We start from the raw sequence: 23,883 nt of genomic DNA on the forward strand, positions 1-23,883 counted from the left end.
CAAGACTCTGCAATTACAGAGTCAGGAGTTGACGCTCAGGGAGTTTATGCTTGCTAAACGTTCACCAAGACAGAACTAGGCCTACTACCGACTTCAACGAGGAAAAGTGTTCTGGCCAGTCAATATCTACGGGGTGCATCGGGTTTGATCTACGCAATCATCGATGATGAAGGAGGCGATAACCAACTAATCAGCACGTATGAAAATGGAATCTTAGGTCGTTATTATGCAATTCCAAATATTACTGCCGAACTCAGGACTGGCCAAATCATTGCTTCCGGTAATGCACTTGCAAATTTAGTTCAGCCTAAACGCGATTAATCCAAGGAGCTATCAGATGAAAGCATTACCAGTTTTTTATTGCGACAACGTCGTCAGTCAAGTGCAAAGCTTCTCTCCAAGCGCTGGGAAGCCAGCGGAGGTGGTAGCCTCTTGGCAAGAATTAAATATTCCATTCACAATAGAATCGTTTGAGCCTGTAACAAAAGAAAATATAGAGTTGGCTCATGCCCCGAGTTATGTTGATGGTGTTTTTTCAGGTGCTATAAAAAACGGCTTTCGAAATAATGAAATCGCCGTTGCCCAAAGTTGTCGCTATACCGTAGGTGCTTTGTTTGCGGCTTCTAAACATGCGCTTGTTAACAAACAAGTGGCGATCGCTCCAGTCTCAGGTTTTCATCACGCCGGGTTTGCTAATTCATACGGCTATTGTACTTTTAATGGTTTATTAGTCACCGCTCTCTTACTGAAGCAGCAAGGATTAGTCAAAACAATCGGGATCTTAGATTTAGATGTTCATGAAGGCGATGGCAGCCAGGAAATCATCGAAACATTAAAACTGCAAGAGTGGATTGTGCACCATAGCTTGGGCTATGCCGTGTCCCCTGTCCCAGAAAATGCAGATAGTTACCTGATTCAACTGCCTGAAGTTATTACGAGCATGCAACATTGCGATTTGATTATTTTCCAAGCCAGCGCAGATCCACATATTGACGACCCACTAGGCGGGTTTCTGACTACCGAACAACTCAGAACAAGAGACCGAATTGTTTTCGAGGAATGCGCTAAGCAAGGGATCCCTCTGGTATGGAATATCGCCGGAGGCTATCAACGTGATGATCAAGGATCGATCGCTCCAGTTTTAAGACTACACGATATAACTTTGATGGAATGTGCGAAGGTTTATTTGTACAAAAGTTCGCCCAATAAAATAGACAACGATGAAATTGGGAATGATTAAAACCAACGAACGGGCAATCATGAAATCAAAACGCTTTTCAGCTGAACCTGAAGCGAATCCCTTCGCTTCGATTCTTCACCCTTATCGTTTTTTTCGCTTCATGTTTTTTCGTTTTTCGTCCTTCCAGGCAGCGGCAAAGTACGCAGCTAACAGAATCGAAGCGATGGCGAGTACGCCAAAAAACACGATGATGAGGCTCATTGTTTGGATGGTCATTAGAGTATCCTTCATTTATAGGTTGTGGTTTGTTGCTTAAAAAATCGATCGTAAAAACTAGTCGGCTGCATCTTCCAAGCATCGCTGTAACTTATTCCGCAGGGTTTCGAGGTTGTCTTCTCCCTTCTCGCTTTCGCAGCACAGTTGGCTTTTAACCCAGGACTTAATCGCATCCAGATTGTTTTTGTCCCCTGCTTTGCCAACAATCTGCACGAGCCCTTTTTGATGCGGTTTAATCTGCATAACCAACATCAGCGAATCAGCGTATAGACCGGCTTTTCTATCCAGGTCCTTGTTTGCCATGAAGGAACGAAATGCTTTGCTATGTTCAATGATCATCTTCGTCTCCCGTTTACAGTGATGGGCCAAGAGTTGTTGTCAGTAACTTTTCAAAGGCAGAGCCGTCATGGCGCGTTAAGTTGGGGACAAAACGCGAATAGGTTTTAAACAGCATTTCAGTCGTGGAATGCCCCATTTGCTTGGCGATCCACTCAGGCGACTCCCCGGCGGCTAACCACAAAGTCGCGGCGGTATGACGAGTTTGGTAAGGCCGGCGTTTCCCCAGTCCTAAACGCGTCAGCATTGGATACCAGATGCGTTTGGTGACATTGTTGTGATCAAGCGGCTTACCATCCCGATTACAAAACACATAATTTGAGTAGCGACCGGTTGCGCGATATTGCCGACGCAGGGCTTCTACCACGGGCCCGATCATCTTGATATCACGCTGCGAATGGTCGTTTTTGGTGTAATCTTCTTGGCCCGCGACAATGGTTTCGCGCACCATAATCACGCCGCGGTTGAAATCAACGTAATCCCATTTCAAGCCGTCAATTTCCCCGGTGCGCATGCCGGTAAAAAAGCGAACAATGTAGTAGTTGCGATAATCCGTCCGAACCTTGTTCAAAATCAGGTTCACCTCTTCCAGCGACAGCGGTTGAACATCTGATTTAGGCACTTTGAGAGGTTTAATCCGCGTATAAGGGGTGTTAAAGTTAAACCGGTCAGCGGCCTCATCAAAGATCCGCCTTAACGGACACATGATTTTGTTAATTCGATTGTTCGTCAGGGTTTCTTTGTTGGTTCGGCCAGGTACTTTGGCGAGTGCTGCCCGAAACTTCAGTAGATCTGCATAGGTGATCTCGTCGACTTTTTTACCCGCAAATGCCTGCACGTAGTACTTATCGATTAAGCCCCGAACGGTGGTCCGATACGACGGCCGCCACAACACAACACTTTCGGCATACCACTCCTCCACAAAGACGGTAAACAATGGTGTGTTGCTGGCTTGGGCTTGCAACAACAATAATTCCTGTTGCTGCTCGTTCAGGCGTTTAACAAAAGGACTGTCAGGAAAATGCTTCGCGTAATTGAAGTTGTTGGCGTGGATTTCCGCTTCAATGAGTTGCAGCTGTTTTTCCAGCAGCTTCCGGTTGCCTTTATTGTCGAGCAAGGTGGTTTGTTCCCTGCACCGCTGACCTTGAAACTGGAAATCAAAATAGAGCCGCCCGGTTTCCGAACGAACGGAGACTTTACCCATGACAGACCTCCGCAGGCTCTGTCATCATGGCGATGCTATCGTGGGTTGAGCTTAGCCAGTCTGCTTCAATCGCTTCCCAGATAAACAGCAATTTACGCCGACCAAAAGGACGAATGTAATGGCGACCTTCAAACAGATAGGCGTCCAGTAGTACATTGCGAATGGAGCGAGCATCATAGTGAATGCGCGCTGCGAGTTGCTCTGTCGTTAAGTAAGTTCGAGTCATTGTCATTTCCTCTGTTTATGCCGCCATGCTGCGACACAGAAATCACGTTAACCCGTTTTCAAATTCACGCTACAAACCTTGCAGTAGGTAAAATTGATAATTAAAACAATGATTAACGTGACGCCATGTGGCAAGCGACTGCCACATCGTCAGCAGGCTACCGCAGAGTGAAATTCACGCCACAAATCGGAAAATGATAAAAGTGAGGTGAGTAATTGCCGTTTTTTAGGGTGATTAAGGACAGTTGAAGGGACGAAAACCTAGCTCAAGGTCGTTTTTGGAAAAGGTGTGGAAAAACGGCTGTGACATTTATTGTGCGTAAATCAATAAATGTGTGACACATAAATGTGGGTTATCGCGAAAGCCTGCTTTTTATCGAGTCACACACATTCAGATTTAACCCATTGTATATTAGTGATATTCGCTTTTTCATATTTCAAATATGCAGACGACGCACATTGCAATTTAATATAATTGTTGCACTCATAACCCGAAGATCTGCGATTTAGTGTTTTGCTGCAAGATAGGTAAAAGAACCCGACAACGGTCGTCGGTTCGCTCTCCAAAACCCCGGCGGCTCCCGCAACCAACTTTACACCTTTTTAATTCATTGAAAAATATAGAGTTCCCTTTATTGGTGATTTTTTGCTTCTAAAATCGCCACTCTGTAACCTATCTGTGACCAAAAAATTTTTCCATTTGCAATTTCCACAATTTTTCTGTTCCTAAAAAATTATTTTGACCTTGGGTCGAATACCCCCAGCACAAAAGCGTGTCACAGATTTCTGTGACCAAAACAGTCATTAATTGACCTTAATGGTTATTCACATATTGCGAAAAATAGAATAAATTCAGATTTAAAATGAATGATTTAGTCGCTGGAGCTGCAAGTTTTTTTGTTCCAACACATTCGGGTTTCTGTGACAAAATCTGAAGATAGCGACACAAAATACTGACCATTCTGCGAAGGTATGTCGAGAAACTGAATTGACAGTGTTGCTGAACTTAAAGCTGTGACACGGCGAATCGAATTTGCTATCGCTGCATCCAAATTTCATGGCGATATAGGCTTAGCAATTCCCTTTGATTGGAGCGCCTACTAGTGATCTAGCCGGAACGTTTCGGTCGAGCGAGGCCGAACATAAGTAACACTGAGCAAATGTAACAATTAATCACTCGAAGAACTATAAAGCCCGAGGAGCGTGGAGCGATTGCGTTGTAGTGCCACAACAAAATTAGTGTCCTCCATATGCTGTGCACTTTGTACCATCGTACTGAGCACGATTTCATAAAGCGCATGCTCTAGTTTGAGTCCTTCGGACAATGTAACGATGCGTTTTGAGACAAAACGTCGAAGCGCTAACACCCTGCGACTTTCGCTAAAGTAACGGACATCTAATGCGGTCTGTGGTTCATAAAGCGGCATCCGCCAGGTTTGCTCTGCCGGCTCGTCGCCATCGTTTTGATAGCGCTCCAGTTTTCGATTAATCAATTGCATGCACGCCGCGGAATCTTCGCGATGAGCGAGCTTTAGGGCTTGCTCGATGGCAAAGTTAATAAACGCGTCGGTTTTATCGAGAATGGTTTCACCTTCAGCGAGCGTTTTACTGAATTTGGTAAACAAATCCCGGGCCCAACCAAGACGTTCTCTAAACGCCATCCTTTTTACCTGCAGGGATGGTGGTAACTACCCTTCACTTGTTTTCGTCAATAGATATGCCGGCAAGCCTCATTGTGAATCACTTTTGAACACCTCGATAGCCAACGGTTCGATTGCTTGATTGAGCAGCGTATTGCAACGGCTGATATCTGACAGACACAAACTCGATGCAAAGTGAAGTGGATGCTCACCTGCACCTATATGGCCAATGAGCCAGTTGATACGACCACCGCCATCAAACTCAGACAGCCTGGAAAACAGACGATGGCGGTAAAAAATTAAGCGGTAAAATGAGATGTTCCGCAGCGAGATAACGAACTAAATCTTCTGAGCTAATCGCTCGCGCGCTACCGTTTTTGATGACGCTAAGAAACGGTGCATCTAATGCTGCGGTTTGCCAATTTGATTTTTGGCCAAAGTGCTCTTTCAGTGCCCGGTCCGTAAAGCATCCAGCAACACGACGCGCTGATTTGCCAAATTCGACGAGTGCAGCAAAAGCAACGTCGGAGAGTGGCACAAATCGGATCGAACCATGATCATAGTAAAAGCGAACGATAAGTAACGGCGGCCCCTAACCTTACGAAGCCACCGTTTATCTTTGACCTAACTGAGGGGGGTGTGTCAGGTAAAACCCGTTAATCCCATTGGGGAGCAAAGGATGGGTTAGCCAAGCGTAGCCCTTGTTCAAGGCCGGCAAAAACTGCGAGATCTGCCGCTGTCAAATTCAGCGCAGGCGTTTGCAAATTACTCAGCAAATTCTGCCGTTTGGTCGACATGGGGATTGTATCCATGCCTTGTTGAATCACCCACGCCAGGACCAATTGCGGCACCGTGACCTGATATTTATCCGCCATCGTCACCAATGCGGCTTCCTCCAACACTTTTCCAACCGCCAGTGGCATATACGCCGTAGGGCGAATGCCCTGGCTTTGCATAAACTGCCGTAGTTTTTGATTCTGCAGATATGGATGCACTTCAATTTGATTGGTGAAAATGCTCCCTGAGTCTAATACACTAATCGCCCGCTCCAGCTGGGCAATGGTGAAATTAGACACGCCGATACGTTTGGCAAAACCAAGCTCCTGAGCATATTTAAGCTCTGTAAGGCTCTGTTCCAACGATAATTCTGGGCTATCAACCGGCCAGTGGATCAGTAATAAATCTACGTATTCGGTTTGCAGCTGTTCCAAGCTAGACCGCAGGCTATCCAAAAATTTGGTTTTGTCTAAGTTGTCCCGCCAAATTTTGGTGGTTAAGAACACCTGATCCCTAGTGATACCGCTGTCTGACAACGCTTGGCCAACCTGTGCTTCATTGCCATAGATTTGCGCAGTATCAATATGACGGTAACCAAGCTCCAGCGCAGTCAGCACCGACTGATAAGCCACCTCATCTTTGAGTCGAAACGTACCCATTCCTATGTTTGGCATGTCCATCGTTATACTCCTGATAACACTTTTTGATGTTCAACAATCTCAACAGCATCAACCAACTCTGCTGTATCCAGTTTCATTTGCAGGTAGTGGCTGGTTTCCCGATGCAGCGCTAACGCAGCATGGCTCTGCCATTCTTCAAATAAGTAGAGCTGGTCAGGTTGATAAAAGTCGCGATACAAATCGTATTCAAGACAGCCAGGCTCTTGCAGCGAATGGGTTTGACATTGCAGCAACGACTCGTAGACAGGTTTGCCCTGACCGGGCTTACAACGGACAGTCACCCGTAGAATAATTGATGTTTTCATTGTTCAGCCTTCAATATCGCCACGTATTTGGCGTATTGCCCCTGTTTGAGCTTTTGCAAAGATTGCGGGATCTCTGCAAAGCTAATGGTTTGCAGTCTTGGTTCTACCGTCGATACGCCGCATTGCAACAGCTTTGCAAATTCAGTCTGCAGCGCCGTTATTTGCCCGGCCGACGGATAACGATGTAATGTGTTTAGAGCGACTTCGTGTAGCGATATGGCTTTGTCAAATGCCGGGAACGGGTTGTTCGTCAGTCTGCCTTGTATCGTAATGACATGTGAGTTCACATCCAACAGTGGGTAAAACGCAGCCACCTTTTCCGCATCAATGCAATCGAATAACGCAGTCAGTTTGTGTTCGCCCAATAGTGCTTGAGTGTCGGCCAGTACCTGTTGTTGCTGATAATTGACCACGCCAAGGGCACCAAGTTTAAGCAGGTGCTCCTGATGTCTGCTGGAGGCAACCGCAATCACCCGAGCTCCCGCCGCAGCTAATAACTGCACCAGCAAAGTACCTACCAAAGTGCCTGCACCATGCACAAGCACACATTGCTGTTGCATGGACGGCAATTTTTGCAGGCTTTGCAATGCAGTAAGCCCAGGGCATACCAGCGCGGCGGCATCGCTGAATCTGATATGCGCAGGAACTGGCCAACTGAGCCGGCTGTCGACAATTGCCATCTCACCATAAGAGCCATTGCCACGAATGGATTGATGATATGCGATACGGCTGCCGACCGCCGTCTTCGCAAGTTTACCTGCCGCAAGCACGATACCAGCGCCATCAACGCCGGCGACTTGCACAGCCGAACCCTCTAAAAAACCGGGCCGGATAATTTTCCAATCAACCGGATTAAGCGCAATCGCATGGTTTTCAACTAATAGCTCGTAGTCGCCAAGCGCTTTTACCGTTAAGTGGTGCTGTATTAACTCAGTCGGCTCTGTGGTTGAGGCGTTAAAAGTCCAGGCACGATATAACATGACGATTCCTCCAAGTCCTACAGTGCTAACCGTAAAATCGCTGCAGCTTTTTTCAGGTCGATATCGTTACGTTCACCCAATGCAGTCATGCCGTTGCGTTCAAGATTGTTAACGACGTTCTGTACAACCTGTCCATCCAGTTGGTAGTCAGACAAGCGGGTTTTCACGCCGACAGTTTCAAAGAAGTCCTGCACTGCTTTGATGGTTTGGTCGATCACAACGTCTTCGTTTTGGTCGTGAATAGCAAACACGCGTCGACCCAGTTGCACTAACTTGGCATGCTTCTGATGACGTTGCACAAACATCAAGGCTGGCAACACAATGGCCAGCGTCTGCGCATGATCAAGACCATACAACGCGGTCAGTTCGTGTCCAATCATATGAGTGGACCAATCCTGCGGCACCCCAGCCCCAATCAGACCGTTTAAAGCCATGCTCGCCGCCCACATCAGATTGGCCCGGTGTTGGTAATTTTCAGGCTGTTTTAATGCTTTAGGCCCAACGTCTAGCAAGGTTTGTAAAATACTTTCGGCAAAACGATCCTGGATCTCCGCATGCACCGGGTAAGTCAGGTATTGTTCCATCACATGGACAAAAGCATCGACAATGCCATTGCTGATTTGCCGTTTAGGCAAGCTGTACGTAAATTCTGGGTCGAGTACTGCAAACTGAGGCTGTACTAAAGTCGATGAAAACGAGCGTTTTTGTGCAGTTGCTTTCTTAGTGACCACGGAATTGCCGTTACTTTCAGAGCCTGTTGCCGGGAGTGTTAACACAGCGCCAATCGGGATCACCTGAGTAAACTTCGCTTTTGCGATTAAGATGTCCCATGGGTCGCCGGAAAAATGCAGTGCGGCGGCAATAAATTTTGCGCCATCAATCGCACTGCCACCACCGACAGCCAGAATAAAGTCGATGTGTTGTTCACGGCCAAGTGCAACAGCCTGCATCAGAGTTTCATAACTGGGGTTGGGCTCTACACCGCCAAACTCCCAGACTTGATGTTGCGATAAGGCCTGTTGCACCTGTTGATAAACGCCGTTGCTTTTAATCGAGCCGCCACCATAAAGCATTAAAATGCGCGCTGAGGTTGGGATCCGTTGTGATATCGCGGCCACCTGGCCTTTACCAAACAAGATTTCGGTTTGGTTTTTGTAGGTAAAATTAAGCATAGGTTTTCTCATTTAATACCGGATAATCGGTATAGCCTTCGGCCATACCACCATAAAAAGTTGATGTATTTGGTGTGGTTAAGGGCAGATCCTGTTGCAGGCGGGCTACGAGATCAGGATTGGCGATAAAAGGTTTACCAAAAGCTGCTAAATCAATCACTTGCTGACTAATCAATTGTTCGGCCTTCACCTTTGTCATACCGCCGGCTAAAATCACCGGCCCTTGAAAGTGGTACTTTAAGCTCGCCAGATAGCTGTCGGACAACACCGCTGCACCATCACGTCGTTCATCGTTCAGGTGCAGATAGGCAAGCTTGAAATGCGCCAACTCAGCGACTAGTTGCTGATAGGTTTGCTGCCACTCTGGATAAAACGGCATATCGAATACCTGACTACCGGGTGATAACCGGATCGCGGTTCTTGCACTGCCAATCGCCGCAGCAACATCGCTGATGATTTCGATGATCAGCCGCGCACGATTGCGGATAGTGCCACCGTAGATATCAGTGCGTTGATTGGTATGAGGGTTTAAAAACTGCTCCAGCAAATAGCCATTCGCTGCGTGGATCTCGACCCCGTCAAAGCCGGCATCCATGGCAAACCTGGCTGCGTCGGTATAGTCTTTGATCAGTTCTGCGATTTCATGCATCTCGAGTGCCCGGGGTGCATCAGGCGGCAATAATGCCAATTCACCATCGGAGCCGTAGGTGAACGATTTAGCATAAAGTGGGCTCGCAGTGACAGCGGACGCACTGACCGGCGCCCGACCATAAGGCTGCAACGTATGGTGTGATAAGCGTCCAACATGCCAAAGCTGTGCGAATATTCGGCCGCCGGCTTGATGAACATGGCGGGTCACATCGCGCCAGCCCTGTAACTGCTCGTAGCTCCAAAGGCCAGGGATCAATGCAAACCCTTGGGCTTCATGACTGATAGGAATGCCCTCAGATACTATCAAACCAGCCGTTGCACGCTGTTGATAGTATTCGGCATTCAAAAGGTTTGGGATCCCAAGCGGGCTACGTGCCCGTGTCATCGGCGCCATGACAATGCGATTGGCAAGCGTCATGGTTCCGAGTTGGAACGATTGGAATAATTCACTCATGGTTTTGTCCTTAAGGCTTTTGCCCGACCAGCCAGCGTTGGATCTTTGGCGTAACCCAAGGGAATACGCCATAAATCAGTAGCGCCACCGACACCGCTGTAACGGCCAGTCGGCCATACCAATGCGATGCCATCGCCGGTGCGACCGACATCAGTAAAGCTGACGTCAGCGTGCTAATCGGATAAATACTGCTTGTGACATACAGCCATTGTCGCCAGCGGATCGGTGGTTTCATCCAAGCTTGCCTTATCGTTTTTCAGCCAGTTTTTGCAATAATGCAGCTGCCAGAGCTTTGTCTGAGAACGGGTTTTGTCCGGTAATGAGTTCGCGGTCAACCACGACGTTGGATTGCCAATCAGCGGAAAACTGCATAGCACCACCGGCAAATGACATGGCTTTGGCTGGGTAATAAGTCAACTTTTCGCCATTGAGTGATTGCTCAAAAACGGCCTCTTCACTATTGGAAAAAATCGTCATCTTGTAACCGGCATAGATCCAGCCATCCGCAGCAACCGGCTTGCCATTGACCCAACTTTGCTGGTACGCCATAGGGTTTTGCTGAGCGGCCAACAGGGTAATTGGACCGTGGCAAATTGCGGCTGTAGGTTTACCTTGCTTGTTGAAATGTTTGAGGATTTCACCAACTTTCGGGTTGTTGGCTAAATCAATCAGCGGTGCGTGACCGCCGGGAATAAACACTGCTTTGTAGGAGTCAAGACCACTTGTTAATACTTCATCCAGTGACAAGGTGTCATTGATACCTGGTAACTTTGCAACAAAGGCTTGTACCTTTGCCATTTCCGACGCCTGACCACCAAAATATTGCGGCGAGACTGAATTTTTATCGACCTTCGGTGCGTTACCTTTTGGCGTCGCCAACACCAGCTCATACCCAGCATCCACTAAGGCCTTTGCCGGCACCCCAAATTCGTTCAGGTAGTAACCGACTTCGGTCGTCTTGCCATTTTGTAGCGGTAATGTGGTTTCACTGGACAACAGCACTAATATTTGTCCCTTTTCAGCGGCTAAACCAGGCAAGGACATCAAACCGGCAGTTCCAATTAATACGGCAACAATTGATTGTTTCATGATAACTCCATCAGTTTTTTTGGACACATAACTATGCTAATGTCAAAATTAATGCTGTAGAACGCAGAATTTCTCAGGACAGGCATCAGATTTTTGATGGCTCATTAAAAGGCAATCCCAATGTCGTATCTCACCCAACTCAAAACCTTTGTCGAGGTGTATCGCTGCGGCAATATCACCAAAGCGGCTGTGACGCTTGGCATGTCGCAACCGGCCGTGACGGCACATATTCAGGTTATTGAGTCGCTGATGGGTAAAACCTTGTTCGTGCGCAAAGCCCGTGGGGTGGAACCGACACCACTGGCCAATGATCTGATGTTGCAAGTCGCAGGGCATATTGACCAGATTGAACAACGTATTGAGTCTGTGCGCAGTCGCAGTCAGGCCGTGTTTGGCACACTGAATGTGGCAGGCCCTGCCGAGTATTTAAGTTTTATGGCAGGACCGCAATTTGCCAATTTGCTAAAAAGTGGCGAAGTGAATCTGGTGGTGCATGTGGGTAACAAAAACCGCATCTACGAGTTATTGCAATCCGGTGTCGCCGATTTAGCTATTACCGCCTCGCTGCCCGATCCGGCCGGTTACGACTATCAAATTATCGATTCAGAAACCTTGTTACTGGTGATGCATCAGCAGATGGCAACACAGTTTGATGCCGCAGCCATTGATTACCAGCAACTCTGTCAATTACCAGTGGTGAGTTACGATCACGATTTACCTTTGATCCGGCGCTACTTTGAGCTGATTTATAATCAGCCCTGTAAATCGACCGTCGCTGCAGTGATCCCGGATATTCGTGCTATCGCCGCTGTTGTGAATGCAGGAGTTGGTTATTCGGTACTACCAGATTATCTATACCGGGACAAACTGCGCTTTCCACATCTGGTGCAAGTCGGTGCGGCCGGTCCTGAAAACCACATCTACCTGGTTTGGCGCAAAGGTGCCCTCAAACAAGCACGGATCGCCTTTGCCAAAGACATGATGATGATGCATGCCAATTTAAACCGGCATAGTGCTGGAGCTAGTACTGGTGAATACGCGCCGCCATTGCTGCGGTGAGGTTTTAAAGCGCGAGCGGAAATGATGCCGTAGGCTTTCCACACTGCCAAAGCCGGTCAGCTCCGCCACACGCTCAATCGGCTGCACTGTATGTTCTAACAACTGTTGCGCCAGGTTAAGTCGCTCAGCGATTAGCCAATGGGTAACGGTAGTTCCGGTTAACTGCCGAAACTGCCGGGTGAAACTGCGCCGACTCATCGCCACTGCTGATGCCAGTGAATCCAGCGTATGCGGTTTTTCAAGCTGGCCACGCACTGTCTGCAAAAGTAAACTGAGTCTGTCATGGCCGGTGGTTTGCGGCAGAGGGTGCTCAATGTATTGCGCTTGCCCACCATCCCGATGGGGCGGGATCACTAAACGCCTGGCGATTTGATTGGCAGATGAAGCACCGAGCCTGCTACGGACAAAAGCCAAACATGCATCAAGCCCAGCTGCCGTTCCAGCCGATGTCAAAACCCTACCACTTTCGACATAGAGCAAATCAGCCATAACCTGTACCTCGGGATACAATCGCTGCAGTTCATCAGCACACTCCCAATGGGTGGTTGCTTGTTTTTCATCCAACAAACCAGCCGCAGCCAACACAAAAGCGCCGAGACAAAGCCCGACAATTGTTGCACCTTGCTTGGCTCGTTGCCGCAGGATATCAAGCAATACCTCAGGGGGGTGTTCATCAGGTGAGCGCCAACTAGGGATCACAATCACATCGGCTGATTGTAATGGCGTTAAGTCAGCGAAGCCGCTGAGCTGATAACCAAGGCTACAAGTAAGCGGTTGTGGTTCTGCACTGCAAATCGATACCTCAAAGAGCGATTTATTATGAGGCCCCTCAGCAAACACTACCGATGGTACAGCCAAGTGAAATGGACTGATCCCCTGAAAAGCAACAATAGCGACTTGTAGCGGTTGAGGATGCATAACATAACTCAGAATGGCCCGATATTAACGATGTTAGTTATTTGGGCCAAAGGTCGCAAGCGGGCGTAGAGCAGATAATGACGCCTCTAACACAGGAGGCTCAGATGCAAAAATCCGCTTTACTCATCATTGATGTTCAAAACGACTATTTTCCGGCTGGCGCCTTTCCGCTGGCAGATACTGACAACACCTTAACTGCGATTGAATTGGCAATTCAAAAAGCACAAAGTGCTAACATGCCGGTGGTCATCGTGCAGCACATTGCTGATGCCAACGCAGGTGTCGCTCCGTTTTTTAATCCAGGGACCGAGGGTGCTGACATTCATCCACGAATTTTACAGCTAGCGCCAACAGCGCCTATTGTTATCAAGCACTATGCCGACAGCTTTGTCCAAACAAACCTTGCAGATACATTAGCGCAGTTGGAGGTTACCGACCTCATTCTCTGCGGCATGATGACGCAAAATTGTGTGACACATACAGCTCTGTCACTCTCAACGGACAACTACAAATCAGTTACGGTGTTAACAGATGCCACTACGACAGTATCGCCGTTGTTACATGCCATCGCGCTGCATGCACTTTCGACACGGGTGAGATTAGCACCGGTTGCCGCAGCATTGTAATAATGCTTGCTTCAAGAAAAAGAGCTGCATATGCAGCTCTTTTAAAGTGATATCGAGCACAAATGCAGCAAAACAGCCAGAGCCTTTGGTTAGAAGCGGTAAGTTGCACCAAGCTGCCAGGTAAATGGCTTGTAATTCAGGCTGGTAAACTGCGCTTTGGTTTTTTCGTCTTCCAGCGTGCCGGATTTACCACCGCTATGGCGTAACTCTGTATGGACAGACCAATTGTTAGACAGTTTGTATTCCACACCGGCAAAGCCCTGATAGCTGAAATTACCGCTGTTGGAGTAAGACGTTTCGACGCCATTGCGCTCCAAATCAATATCAATTTCCTGGATCCAGCCAACCCCAACCCCGACATAAGGCGTCAGGCTGCCCCATGGTTCGAAATAATAAAGACCGTTTAAGTAAATGGTGTTCGAGGCATAATTGCCGTCCGGGTAAAACTCTTTACCCACCATGGTTTCACTGTCATTGCTGCGATATTCCCATACCACCTCGGCGGCAATGTTCGCGTTGTAGCGATAACCAAAGGAGCCACCTAGTACCAAGCCTTTTTCCAGCTCCACCTCAACCGGCGCTGTTGCCGTCTTGCCGGTCACATCGTTCATGTAGCTGATGCCGGTAAAAGGTTTGACGTAATAATGGGCGGATTCGGCCGCCTGAGCCTGTGCCAGCAGCGCTGTCAGCGCAGTGATGGCGGATAACATGTATTTTGTTTTCATAATGACCTCTTCGGTTAAATAGTCGTTTCTGGTTACCACTGCAGTTTAAAGCCCAGCAGAATGATCGATTCGCCATCCTCGACCACGTCAAGGCCCGTACGTTCGTTAAACTCAGCGGAGCTGGGGTTATCTGAACCGAGCAAGTTGATGATGTCGACAAAGGCCACCAGCTCAGTCCAGCTATATTGGCGGCGATAGTCGGCGCGGAAATTCACCGAGCTAAAACCGTCATACCGGTCGATATTGCGCGTGGTAATTTCCTTGGAATAACGCAGTAAGCCACTGGTTGGTAACACGTTTTGATTGATAACAAAGCCATCACGCGGGGCACCGGACGCCCATTTCCAGCGGGCGGAGAAACTCCAGCGATCATCGAGCTCATAAATCCCGCCGAGCTGGACAAAATGCGGTCGGTTAAAATCCGCCACGTAGTACGCGCTATCTGCCGCATCTTTGACGCGGGATTTGTTGTAGCTGTAATTGGCCTGCATCGACCAGCCATCACTGAAGCGTTTCGTGGCCACCGTATCGACGCCCCAGGAATAGCCTTCGCCGGTGTTACGCAGCGTTTGCTCAACGCCATCCTGCTTGACCAGCAAATCAGATAATTGCTGATAATAAGGTTCAAATAGCAACTCGATATCGCTGCTGAGCGCATATTTCCAGCCCACGCTGAGCTGCACTGTGCGTTCGTTTTTCAGATTTTGGTTGCTGTTATCCGCCGCTAAAGCGTCAAAGGCCGGCGGTTGATAATAAATGCCGGCCGTGGTGGTCATTTGTAAGCGGTCAGTCACCAGCCAAGACGTCCCAAAACGCGGCGACACCAAGTTTTCACCGGTGATGCCATCGCGCTCCAGCCTGGCACCGGCACGGAAGTTCCAGTTGCCAAAATCAACCGTTTGATTGACATAACCAGATGCATTGGTCGCGCTGCTGCTAAACAAACTATTGGTATTGCTGGGCGTGAGCACGATGTAGTTGGCGCCGGCAGGCCGGCTGTCGTCACGATCATAGACATAACGGATCCACTGCGCGTCATTTAGGCGTTGCTGGTATTCCACATCAATGCGTTGCAGCATCAGGCCACTATCGAGCTGGCCAAAATCGTTGAAAGTGACAAAATCCGACCGCCAGCCGTATTCACGTTCATCTATGGAAGAGGACAAAATATTCTGCCGCACCGGCACCTTGGCAGCTTCAGTGCCCGCAGCGACCAGATAAGGCATCGCTTCGCCAATCGAGGTGGTTTGGCCGAAATCACGGACGTAAACCCGGTTGGTCCACTGTGAGTCGCTGCCAAGCAGCTGGGTATAACTCACAGCCAGTAAACTATTGTCAGCTTCTGACGTGGCCAGCTCTAAATCTTCCCAGTTACCGGGGTCATCCTCGTCGGACGCCAGCGCATTTTCAAGATTGCGTTCAAACGTTTCCGGTGCGTAAATCGCCAGCACATTGAGCTTGCCGTCGGTCCCTAATTGCGTGGTGGTTTTAACAATGATATCGGTCAGTTTTGGCGTGCCGATGTCCTCCACGCCGACCGTTTCAAACACCCGGCCAAAATCCAGCTGGCGCGCGGAAAACAGCAGCGAGGTATCGTCATCCAAGCGGCTCGGGCCATCGTAGCCCACTTCCAGGCCAGATAAATCCAGCCGGGTCGAATAGCTGGCACTGTCATTGTTACCTTCCGCGACATTCAGTTTTAACAAAGACGCCGCGCCGCCACCATAAGCCGGGCTCCAGCCGCCGGGCTGAAATTCCGCGCCGCCAATCACGTTAGGCGCAAACACCGAAAAACGCCCGCCGCCTTCGATGTCTTCCAAATCACCAAAAGAGTCGTCAAAGTGCACCACTTTCTGAAACGGGATCTCATCAACCAGGATCAGGTTGTCTTTCGGGCCGCGCCCGCGCACGGTAAAGCTGGAAAATTCCCCGCTGGAGAATAACCCCGGCAAGCCATCCAGCGCCCGCAGCACGTCGCCACCACTGCCGACTGCGCTGGTCAGGTTATCGCCGGTTAAATAGCTGGTACCAGCCGATGCATTTTGGTCCAGCGCCCGCTGCGAGCTGGTCACTTGAATGCGCTCGATGCTCTCCGTTTTAAGCAACTCCACCGCGATGGGTGTCGTTTTGTCCTTGCTGACCCTTAGCGTCGGTTCGACAAAGAGTTGATAACTGCGGCCGCTGACGCGCACTTCATACAAACCGACTGGCAGGCCGTCAATCTTCACCCGGCCCTGCTCATCGGTAGTTTTACTGACGGTTTGGCCGTCGCGGCTTTGCAAGCTAATCGCCGCGCCTGCCACAGGTCTCGCGGTTTTGCCATCTAGTACTTGCACTGAGACTGCACCATCATCGGCGACCTGCGCGGCAACCTGTGCGGCAACTGCGCTGACCGGCAGCGCAAACGCGCAGGTTAGTAACCAGGTTGCCATGGTGGTGGACGTTTTGGTCCGTTGTTTTCTCTGCATGCTCCATTCTCCATCAGCTGAAACTTCAATCCATTGATTATGGAACACGCCTTGTTACTGACCACTTACGGCCAGATTAATAAAAGTTAATAAAACAACCCGGCGAAAGATGACGAAAACTTAATGGAGACTCCACTTTCTGTTAAGCCCGTGCCCGTCATACTGAAGCTATCTTTTTCTCGCAGTAGGACCCCGCAGATGGCGAACCACACTCCCCGTAAAACGATACTGATCACCGGTGCCAGCTCCGGGATCGGTAAAGCCACAGCGCTGGCGGCAGCGGCGGCGGGCTGGCAGGTGTATGCCTGTGGTCGCGACCAGCAGCGGCTCGACGCTTTAGCCCAACAAAGCACCAACATCACCACCCTGGCGTTTGACTTAACCGACCGCACCAGTTGCCAGTTAGTGCTGGGGAAGCTTCTTGTCGATGTGGTGCTGCTCAATGCCGGCACCTGTGAATACATTGATGTCGAACGCTGGGACAGCGAGGCATTTAAACGGGTCTTCGATGCGAATTTTTTCTCTGTGGTGTACTGCGTCGAAGCTTTATTGCCGAACCTGAGCGCGGGGAAACAGCTGTTAATCGTCGACTCACTGGCCAGGTTACTGCCGTTTACCCGCAGTGAGGCCTATGGTGCCAGTAAAGCAGCCTTGTTCTATCTGGCTCAGAGTCTGGCGGTTGATCTGGCCTCACGCGGCGTGATCGTCAAAACCCTATCACCGGGTTTTGTTACAACGCCACTGACGGCGAAAAACACTTTTGCCATGCCGATGCAAATCACTGCAGAGCAAGCGGCGCAAGCCATTCTCGCGAGTATCAACCGGCGCGGCGCCGCTTTTTACTTTCCACTGGTTTTTTCGAGGATATTGCGTCTATTGGCACTGCTGCCATTATCCTGGCAACGCAGTCTATGCAAACACTTGAAGCAACAGGAAATTTAGGCAGGTCAGCATGAAGTTACCTCGCTACTCAGTGCTTTACAACGTCGTGCTGTTTCAGCTGCTGTGGTTTATCGCAGTGTTGGGTGCCAATCAGTATTTGTTCGGCGTCGCGCTGTTACTGTCACTGCACTTGATCTGGTGTACAAACCGGCGCGCAGAGCTATTTTTGCTGCTGAGCGCTGCTGCGGCCGGTATTGTCTGCGATAGCATCATGGCGATGGCCGGGGTTTACGTCTTTGCGTCCGGTACGCAAACGCTGCCGATCCCAGGGTGGTTAATCGGGCTTTGGCTTGGGTTTGCCGCAACCTTACGTCACAGCATGGCACCACTGATGAAAAAACCGGTGTTGTTCACCGTACTGTCGATTGTGGCGGCGCCACTCAGTTACTTGGCGGCGGCCAAATTGGGTGCTGTGGAGTTCCCGTTAGGTCAGCTGACCACAGCGGTTGTTGTAGGCCTGTATTGGGCAGTGCTCATGCCGCTGTTGATTGCACTCACCCGCTACAGCGAGCGGTTGAACCAGCAGAGCTGACGACAACCGATTTGGCGGCGCGGGCAGGTATTCCGCAGCCGCAACCCCCAGGGGCTGAACTCCCGCCGATCTTTATCCGGCAAGCTGGCGATTGATGGGAAAGCGCAGTTCGCAACAAAGGCCAGCCGATGGCTGGTTAGCAAAGCGCACTTCGCCCTGATGCACCTGCATAATGGCGTTGACCATGGCCATACCAAGGCCAAAGCCCGGCGTGGTGCGGCTGCTCTCTGCCCGGTAAAAACGCTGGGTGATTTTGTCCATGTCAGCGGCTGAGATGCCCGGGCCAGAATCCGTCACGCGGATGACACAATCGCTGCCATCTTGTTGTAACGCCAGATGGATCGAACCATGCAGCGGTGTGAACTTCACCGCGTTATCCAGTACGTTGGCAATCGCCTGAAAAATAAGATCTTTATCACAAACTGCTATCAGATCACGGCACTCGCTGCTGAAGTCCTGTTGCCGTTCTTCAAAAAGTGGCGCATACAGCTCAATCACATCCTCGACAATCACGTGGACCGGCTGTAGCGCAAATGCGCTGCGTTGCTGGCTGTTTTCCAGTTCCGCAATGCGCAGCAAGCCGGCAAACATCGCCAGTAAATGATCAACATCAGTGACTAGCGTTTCTTTCAGCGTTTCCGGCTGCACCGGGTCTAATTTGGAGCGGATGCGGGTTAATGGCGTGCGCAAATCGTGGGCGATGTTGTCGGACACCGTTTTGATGGCATGCACCTGCTGCTCCAGTTCAGCGAACATCCGGTTCAGCGACAGCGACAACTTGCTGAGGTCGTCCCAGGAGTTGTCGACCGGCAGCCGTTCGGACAAACGGCCAGTATTGATAATGCGATCGGCGGTTTCAGAGATGCGGTTAATCCGGGTAACCACGTAATAAGCTACGGCAAAGCTAATCAGCGAGATCGACAGCAACAGCGCAATCATCAACCAACCAAAGGTACTGCCAACCCATTGCGCAATTTCTAAGTCATCAATATTGCGCCCGACCAACAGTTCGTGGCCGGAAGCAAACTGATAGGTCCGCGCCATCACGTCATAATGCTCACTGCGCCATCGGGTACTCTGGCTGGAGTGCTGCAGCAGCGCATTAGGGATCTCAAATAGGATCATGCCGTTGGGATAAGTCGTTTCAATCGAGGACGGCCAAAACGGAATATTGTGTTGCAGCAGCCCTGGCCCGGCAGGTGCACGCATGGCGAACAGGTAGCCCTGGTCATCGGCTTGCAATGCGGTTAAATGTGAAGAGACAGCATCAATGCCGGCTAACTTCTCAAGTTGTTGCAGCTGCTGCATTTTGACGTCAATCGCCGCCTCGGATTCACGCAAGAAGATGTCGTTGTTGGTTAATACCACAAAGTAAAACACGAAAAAAATGCCGACCAGCACCATGGAGCTAAACAATAAGCCGACAAAAAATGACGAGCTGGCGGTAAAGCGGTGAATGGCCCGCATTATTTATCCTGCATCCGGTAACCGGCGCCGCGCACAGTTTCAATCAGCGGGCCGTTGAAGTTTTTCTCGATTTTTTGCCGTAGCCGGCTGATATGCACATCAATCAGGTTGGTCTGCGGGTCAAAGGTATAATCCCAGACGTTTTCCAGCAGCATAGTGCGGGTCACCACCCGGCCTTTATTGCGCAGCAGATATTCCAGCAAACGAAACTCGCGGGCTTGCAATTCAATCCGCTGGCCTGCGCGGGTCACCTCACGCGATAGCAAATCTACCGATAAATCAGCACAGCTTAACGTGGTGGCTTGCTGCGCCGACTGATGCTTACGCTGCGCCAAAATCTCTACTCTGGCGAGCAGTTCTTCAAAAGCAAAAGGCTTGGTTAAATAGTCGTCGGCACCAGCGCGCAAGCCGCTGACCCGGTCTTCTACCTTACTCTTTGCCGACAAAAACAGCACTGGGGTCAGAATGTTGCAGGCTCTTAAGGTATTGATAATGGTCATGCCATCTACATGGGGTAGCATCCGGTCGAGGATCATCACATCGTAGGGCTCTGTGGTTGCCAGAAACAGGCCTTGCTTGCCGTCAGCAGCCAAATCGGCGGTATGGCCGGATTCTTTCAGTCCTTTGACGATATAACTGCCCACTTCACTGTCATCTTCAACCACCAATACCCGCATTCACTTGATCTCTTTGTTGCGCTATTAACATGAATCATACGCAATAAATAACCATCGCAACATTAAATCGGCGTAATGTCGGCAGCGGGCACCCGAGTTATTTCATTGTTTGTATGTTGTCGCTGCATAAAAATGGTCACTTCAGCAAAGGTGATACCGAACTTACGAATATACGAACGATTCATCAGCGTTTGGCTGTCAAATGCCCACATCCAGTCCTCAAATTTAACATTGTATGTACTGCCATCGACCGGCAAGTCCATGTGATAACCCCAATACAGCGCGTTGCCAAAACTTTGTCCGCGCGCAGGACCAGGGATATCGTTGGCGCTGCCGGCGAAGGTTTTACTTCCCTGCGGTTGAATCGTCCAAACCCGTTGTTTCACACCATCGCCCAAACCATAAACAAAGGTTTCATCTAAGGTTAAAACTCCGTTTTGGTAGTCGCCGTGGATAGTGACCGTAAACCGTGACACGACGTTGCCGCTGCGGTTTTGCACTATGCCCCATCCTTTCACTTCACCGGAGAAAAACCTGACTAAATCGAGGGGCGGTTGCTGTGTCTGATACTGTTGGCCGTCAATGCGCAAACCGCAACCGGACAGCAACAGCAGCGGTATCAAGAGCAGCCATTTCATGATTGCTCTCCGAGCAGTTGAGACCGTAGTTTCGGTTCCGAAGTCGCCTCACTGAGCCAGATATTAAAAAACCAGGTGGAAAACAGCGGCTCGTTTACCTCGGCGAGCGCCTGACCGTCCAGATAAAAGCGGGTGTGCTTGTTCTGGTCAACGACACCGGTCAGCCGTGTACCTTTCTTGACATCCGGCAGGAAAGCGCTGAGTTGCTGGTACCATCTCGCCAACACAGCTTCATCGCTAAAGCCTTGTTTGCGGATCTCTTCCACAGAACGTTTGGCAATGGCTTCGCCGTTCAAATCACGCAAGTAACTTAATTCCAGCGCAAACGGCGCGCTGGCCTGCCACTTCCCGTCTGCTGCATACAGTCTGGCGTCATAAACATCCCAAAACAGGTAAGTCATCTTGGCTTGCCCGACTAGCTTCGCCTGTGGCACCCACTCGCTTATACCCACAGTAGTTGCCGCTTTCGCGCCGTAACTGATACTCAGGAGCAAAATGATGATGTAGAAAGGTCGCAATAATGTTGCATTTGTCGCTGTCATGAAAGCCTCAATGACTATGCTGGTCTGTCGGTAAATTATGCGCGAATCAACAATCAAACCAAGTTACCATTTGGTAATGTTTACCCGAACAGACTTCCCGTGGGGGCGAAGTTCGCCGCCTCCCGAGATGCCTGTCTTTTAAAAGACTATATACTGTAGTGGTCTAATAAATCAGGACACCCGCAACCAACTCAAGAACCAGCAATTTGCTGGTTTTTTTGTATCTGCGATTAGATGTTTTAGGCCAACACGAATATCAGAACACGACGACGGTCGTCGGTTCGCTCTGCAAAAAAACGCCTTGCCTCACAAAACCATTTAAGCCGCCGCTTCTGCCAGTGGACTTTGTAATTGTTCCAGCCATTCTTTCGGCGATACGCCAAAACGCTGGCGAAATACCCGGTGGAATGCGGCCACACTTTGGTAGCCCACTGCCGGCGCGATTTGTTTTAGTGCATTGCCGGACAATAGTTGTTTGCGCGCCAGCGTCAGGCGCCAATGCTGTAGATATTCTGCCGGTGTCTGGCCAACCACTTTACGGAAATGCTCAGCAAAACGCGCGCGCGACATACCGGCTTCTAACGCCATACTGTCCAAAGTCCAATCCAGTTGCGGCTGACGATGCAGCGCCGTGATCAGTACTGCCAGTCGTTTGTCGGCGAGACCGGCAAACAAGCCCGATTGTGGAGGCTCCACTGCCATGATATGGCGCAGTAACAAGATCAGCAGATACTCGGTCAGGCGCTGTAATGCTGCTTCACGGCCACAATATTCCGCCTGATTTTCCTGCCAAATCAATGAAATGGTACTTCGCAGCGAAGAACAGCCAGACAGTGGGATCAAACTGAGATCCGGTAACGCCGCCAATAAAGGATTGCCCGCCACTTCGCCGCAATCTAACGTCGCGCAGAACAGCAATAACGATTGCTGATGGTCAACGACAAATTGATGTGCGCTGCCGCGTGGAATAAACAACAAGCAAGGTTCGTTGATGGCATAGCGACGACCATTGACCTCGACACTGCCGCTGCCGGCTTCAATCAAATGCAGATAAGCGCGGCCACTTTGCGGGCAAAACTGTGTTTTCTGGCAACTGGTGCCGTGAAAATATACCGATGCCTGCGGTGAAAAATGTGCCAGCAATGGGGTTAATCGATCCATTTTGATACTCTCTGCAACTGATAAGATACTTTTTGTTACCGTTCGTTCCGGATAATAGCAGTCATTCGAGAAAGCGCCAAGTCGGTGCTGACTGTAAGGAACATCCAATGACTGCCAATTTCCACCTTCGTATCAACCGCGCAATTTTTAAGGCGCTAGTGATGACTTTGTTTTGTACTGGTCTGTTTAATATGGCGCAGGCCGAGAGCCGGGATCAGGCGATTGCCGTCGATTATCTGCAAGGTGAAGGCGATGTGCAGGGGCTAAAGCTTGCCTATCAACATCACGTTGACTGGTTGTCCGGCCTCGACCCGCGCCTGACCATGTTGTTTGAAGCCAGCGCCAACTTCTGGCGTTACGGCCCGACCAATAGTTCCGACAGCAATGCTGTACTGGCGGTGTCGCCGGTGCTGCGTTATCCGCTTGGACACGCGTTTGACCTGCAATGGGACCTTGAATTTGGCATTGGGGTGTCGTTGCTCGATGACACCCGCTTTGCCGGCAAAGACGTCAGTACCCATTATCAATTTGAAGATCGCTTGGGCTTAGTCGCCTGGGTAAGCCCGACTGAAAGTCTGACGTTACGTTACCTGCATTACTCAAACGCCGGCTTTAAACGACCAAATCCGGGCCTTGATTTTATCAGCCTGTCATATGGCTGGTATTTCTGAGGAGGCCTTGATGCAACGCTTAGTGTTAGCAAAAATCATTTTAATGCTGTTCGTTCTGCTAGCGCCGCAACAAGTACCGGGGGCCGCCACACAGCCGCTGCCGCATACGGCAACCAGTTCACAGTGCAGTGAACCCGTGTTACGTAAACTTGATCTGGCATTGCGCCGGCTTAGCCAAACATTGCAACAGAATAAGGCGACAGTGGCATCCACCGAGCAGTTGCAACACATTGAAGACCTGTGGCAGCAATTGTTTGCACTGAGTCAAAGCCCGGCTCTGAACAAACTCTATAATCAATATCAAGTCCAGCTGCAGGTCGCTTTACATAACCATGCAGCAATTTCACCACAGACACAGGCCAGACAAATGACGGCGTTACGCCAACGCTTGTTAGCTGCGCTGACGCCAACGCCTTAGTTGGACGGTCGGGTTGTGATTGCAGAACCTAGGGGAAAAAACCAATTTCCCTCGCCTCCCCCTTGAATTT

Annotated in this window: 27 protein-coding genes; 8 read left to right on the plus strand and 19 right to left on the minus strand. The window is 49.9% G+C overall.

Annotation, left to right across the window (positions count from 1 at the left end):
- Positions 1-337: 337 nt before the first annotated feature.
- Positions 338-1,240, plus strand: coding sequence for an arginase family protein (locus ACFFJP_RS09795; RefSeq protein ID WP_377242894.1), 903 nt, complete (start codon positions 338-340; stop codon positions 1,238-1,240).
- Positions 1,233-1,496 (plus strand): hypothetical protein, encoded by a 264-nt coding sequence (locus tag ACFFJP_RS09800; RefSeq protein WP_377242896.1) that lies wholly within the window; start codon positions 1,233-1,235, stop codon positions 1,494-1,496. The genes ACFFJP_RS09795 and ACFFJP_RS09800 overlap by 8 nt, the downstream gene beginning before the upstream one ends.
- Positions 1,497-1,513: 17 nt before the next feature.
- On the opposite strand, the gene ACFFJP_RS09805 is transcribed toward ACFFJP_RS09800, so the two are convergent.
- From ACFFJP_RS09805 to ACFFJP_RS09865, 11 genes are all read right to left on the minus strand, one after another.
- Positions 1,514-1,795: a hypothetical protein gene (locus tag ACFFJP_RS09805; protein WP_377242898.1), complete on the minus strand. Its 282-nt coding sequence runs from the start codon at positions 1,793-1,795 to the stop codon at positions 1,514-1,516.
- Positions 1,796-1,808: 13 nt separating this feature from the next.
- A complete protein-coding gene (locus tag ACFFJP_RS21345) occupies positions 1,809-2,996 on the minus strand; it encodes an Arm DNA-binding domain-containing protein (protein ID WP_446686823.1) in 1,188 nt (395 codons plus the stop codon).
- Positions 2,989-3,222, minus strand: coding sequence for a hypothetical protein (locus ACFFJP_RS09825; protein WP_377242900.1), 234 nt, complete (start codon positions 3,220-3,222; stop codon positions 2,989-2,991). Before ACFFJP_RS09825 ends, ACFFJP_RS21345 begins: the two co-directional genes overlap by 8 nt.
- A gap of 1,168 nt (positions 3,223-4,390) precedes the next feature.
- Entirely contained in the window at positions 4,391-4,882 is a 492-nt protein-coding gene (locus ACFFJP_RS09830) for a hypothetical protein (RefSeq protein ID WP_377242902.1), read from the minus strand.
- 635 nt (positions 4,883-5,517) lie between these two features.
- Positions 5,518-6,318, minus strand: a complete 801-nt coding sequence (dkgB, locus tag ACFFJP_RS09835) for a 2,5-didehydrogluconate reductase DkgB (protein WP_377242904.1) — start codon at positions 6,316-6,318, stop codon at positions 5,518-5,520.
- 2 nt (positions 6,319-6,320) lie between these two features.
- A complete protein-coding gene (locus tag ACFFJP_RS09840; RefSeq protein ID WP_377242906.1) occupies positions 6,321-6,623 on the minus strand; it encodes a putative quinol monooxygenase in 303 nt (100 codons plus the stop codon).
- Positions 6,620-7,603, minus strand: a complete 984-nt coding sequence (locus tag ACFFJP_RS09845) for a zinc-binding dehydrogenase (RefSeq protein WP_377242908.1) — start codon at positions 7,601-7,603, stop codon at positions 6,620-6,622. The genes ACFFJP_RS09840 and ACFFJP_RS09845 overlap by 4 nt, the downstream gene beginning before the upstream one ends.
- Before the next feature lie 17 nt (positions 7,604-7,620).
- Positions 7,621-8,775, minus strand: a complete 1,155-nt coding sequence (locus tag ACFFJP_RS09850) for an iron-containing alcohol dehydrogenase (RefSeq protein WP_377242910.1) — start codon at positions 8,773-8,775, stop codon at positions 7,621-7,623.
- Positions 8,768-9,880, minus strand: a complete 1,113-nt coding sequence (locus ACFFJP_RS09855; RefSeq protein ID WP_377242912.1) for an alkene reductase — start codon at positions 9,878-9,880, stop codon at positions 8,768-8,770. The genes ACFFJP_RS09850 and ACFFJP_RS09855 overlap by 8 nt, the downstream gene beginning before the upstream one ends.
- 10 nt (positions 9,881-9,890) lie before the next feature.
- Positions 9,891-10,115, minus strand: a complete 225-nt coding sequence (locus ACFFJP_RS09860) for a putative antibiotic biosynthesis monooxygenase (RefSeq protein ID WP_377242914.1) — start codon at positions 10,113-10,115, stop codon at positions 9,891-9,893.
- 11 nt (positions 10,116-10,126) lie between these two features.
- The gene (locus tag ACFFJP_RS09865; protein ID WP_377242916.1) at positions 10,127-10,969 is read right to left on the minus strand and encodes a type 1 glutamine amidotransferase domain-containing protein; all 843 of its coding nucleotides are present in this window, start codon (positions 10,967-10,969) and stop codon (positions 10,127-10,129) included.
- A 120-nt stretch (positions 10,970-11,089) separates the two neighbouring features.
- On the opposite strand from ACFFJP_RS09865, the gene ACFFJP_RS09870 reads away from it, so the two are divergent.
- On the plus strand, positions 11,090-12,028 hold the full coding sequence (locus ACFFJP_RS09870; protein WP_377242918.1) for a LysR family transcriptional regulator: 939 nt from the start codon (positions 11,090-11,092) through the stop codon (positions 12,026-12,028).
- Here ACFFJP_RS09870 and ACFFJP_RS09875 read toward each other — a convergent pair.
- Positions 11,969-12,946: a helix-turn-helix domain-containing protein gene (locus ACFFJP_RS09875; RefSeq protein ID WP_377242920.1), complete on the minus strand. Its 978-nt coding sequence runs from the start codon at positions 12,944-12,946 to the stop codon at positions 11,969-11,971. The genes ACFFJP_RS09870 and ACFFJP_RS09875 overlap by 60 nt on opposite strands.
- A 104-nt stretch (positions 12,947-13,050) precedes the next feature.
- Between ACFFJP_RS09875 and ACFFJP_RS09880 the strand changes: the two genes are divergently transcribed.
- Complete coding sequence (locus ACFFJP_RS09880; RefSeq protein WP_377242922.1) at positions 13,051-13,572, plus strand: cysteine hydrolase family protein; 522 nt, start codon at positions 13,051-13,053, stop codon at positions 13,570-13,572.
- Positions 13,573-13,661: 89 nt separating this feature from the next.
- Here ACFFJP_RS09880 and ACFFJP_RS09885 read toward each other — a convergent pair whose 3' ends face one another.
- On the minus strand, positions 13,662-14,297 hold the full coding sequence (locus ACFFJP_RS09885; protein WP_377242924.1) for an outer membrane protein: 636 nt from the start codon (positions 14,295-14,297) through the stop codon (positions 13,662-13,664).
- A gap of 32 nt (positions 14,298-14,329) precedes the next feature.
- Positions 14,330-16,765 (minus strand): TonB-dependent receptor, encoded by a 2,436-nt coding sequence (locus tag ACFFJP_RS09890; RefSeq protein WP_377242926.1) that lies wholly within the window; start codon positions 16,763-16,765, stop codon positions 14,330-14,332.
- A 198-nt stretch (positions 16,766-16,963) separates the two neighbouring features.
- Here ACFFJP_RS09890 and ACFFJP_RS09895 point away from each other — a divergent pair, with 198 nt between their 5' ends.
- Positions 16,964-17,707, plus strand: a complete 744-nt coding sequence (locus ACFFJP_RS09895) for an SDR family NAD(P)-dependent oxidoreductase (RefSeq protein WP_377242928.1) — start codon at positions 16,964-16,966, stop codon at positions 17,705-17,707.
- A 10-nt stretch (positions 17,708-17,717) separates the two neighbouring features.
- Positions 17,718-18,239 carry a DUF2878 domain-containing protein gene (locus tag ACFFJP_RS09900; protein WP_377242930.1) on the plus strand — a complete coding sequence of 174 codons (522 nt, stop codon included), beginning with the start codon at positions 17,718-17,720 and terminating at the stop codon, positions 18,237-18,239.
- A 72-nt stretch (positions 18,240-18,311) separates the two neighbouring features.
- Here the strand turns inward: ACFFJP_RS09900 and ACFFJP_RS09905 are convergent, their stop codons facing one another.
- The 5 genes from ACFFJP_RS09905 to ACFFJP_RS09925 form a co-directional block, all read right to left on the minus strand.
- Complete coding sequence (locus ACFFJP_RS09905; protein ID WP_377242932.1) at positions 18,312-19,706, minus strand: sensor histidine kinase; 1,395 nt, start codon at positions 19,704-19,706, stop codon at positions 18,312-18,314.
- Positions 19,706-20,383, minus strand: a complete 678-nt coding sequence (locus ACFFJP_RS09910) for a response regulator transcription factor (protein ID WP_377242934.1) — start codon at positions 20,381-20,383, stop codon at positions 19,706-19,708. Before ACFFJP_RS09910 ends, ACFFJP_RS09905 begins: the two co-directional genes overlap by 1 nt.
- Before the next feature lie 62 nt (positions 20,384-20,445).
- Entirely contained in the window at positions 20,446-21,021 is a 576-nt protein-coding gene (locus ACFFJP_RS09915; RefSeq protein WP_377242936.1) for a DUF3833 domain-containing protein, read from the minus strand.
- Positions 21,018-21,563 (minus strand): chalcone isomerase family protein, encoded by a 546-nt coding sequence (locus ACFFJP_RS09920; protein WP_377242938.1) that lies wholly within the window; start codon positions 21,561-21,563, stop codon positions 21,018-21,020. The genes ACFFJP_RS09915 and ACFFJP_RS09920 overlap by 4 nt, the downstream gene beginning before the upstream one ends.
- 318 nt (positions 21,564-21,881) lie before the next feature.
- Positions 21,882-22,724, minus strand: a complete 843-nt coding sequence (locus tag ACFFJP_RS09925; RefSeq protein ID WP_377242940.1) for an AraC family transcriptional regulator — start codon at positions 22,722-22,724, stop codon at positions 21,882-21,884.
- Between the two features lie 107 nt (positions 22,725-22,831).
- Here ACFFJP_RS09925 and ACFFJP_RS09930 point away from each other — a divergent pair, with 107 nt between their 5' ends.
- Both ACFFJP_RS09930 and ACFFJP_RS09935 read left to right on the plus strand, forming a co-directional pair.
- Positions 22,832-23,395 carry an acyloxyacyl hydrolase gene (locus tag ACFFJP_RS09930; protein WP_377242942.1) on the plus strand — a complete coding sequence of 188 codons (564 nt, stop codon included), beginning with the start codon at positions 22,832-22,834 and terminating at the stop codon, positions 23,393-23,395.
- A gap of 10 nt (positions 23,396-23,405) precedes the next feature.
- Complete coding sequence (locus ACFFJP_RS09935) at positions 23,406-23,813, plus strand: hypothetical protein (RefSeq protein ID WP_377242944.1); 408 nt, start codon at positions 23,406-23,408, stop codon at positions 23,811-23,813.
- Positions 23,814-23,883 lie beyond the last annotated feature (70 nt).

The sequence above is a fragment of the Rheinheimera tilapiae genome (genome assembly GCF_042432165.1).
Classification (GTDB): Bacteria; Pseudomonadota; Gammaproteobacteria; order Enterobacterales; family Alteromonadaceae; genus Pararheinheimera; species Pararheinheimera tilapiae.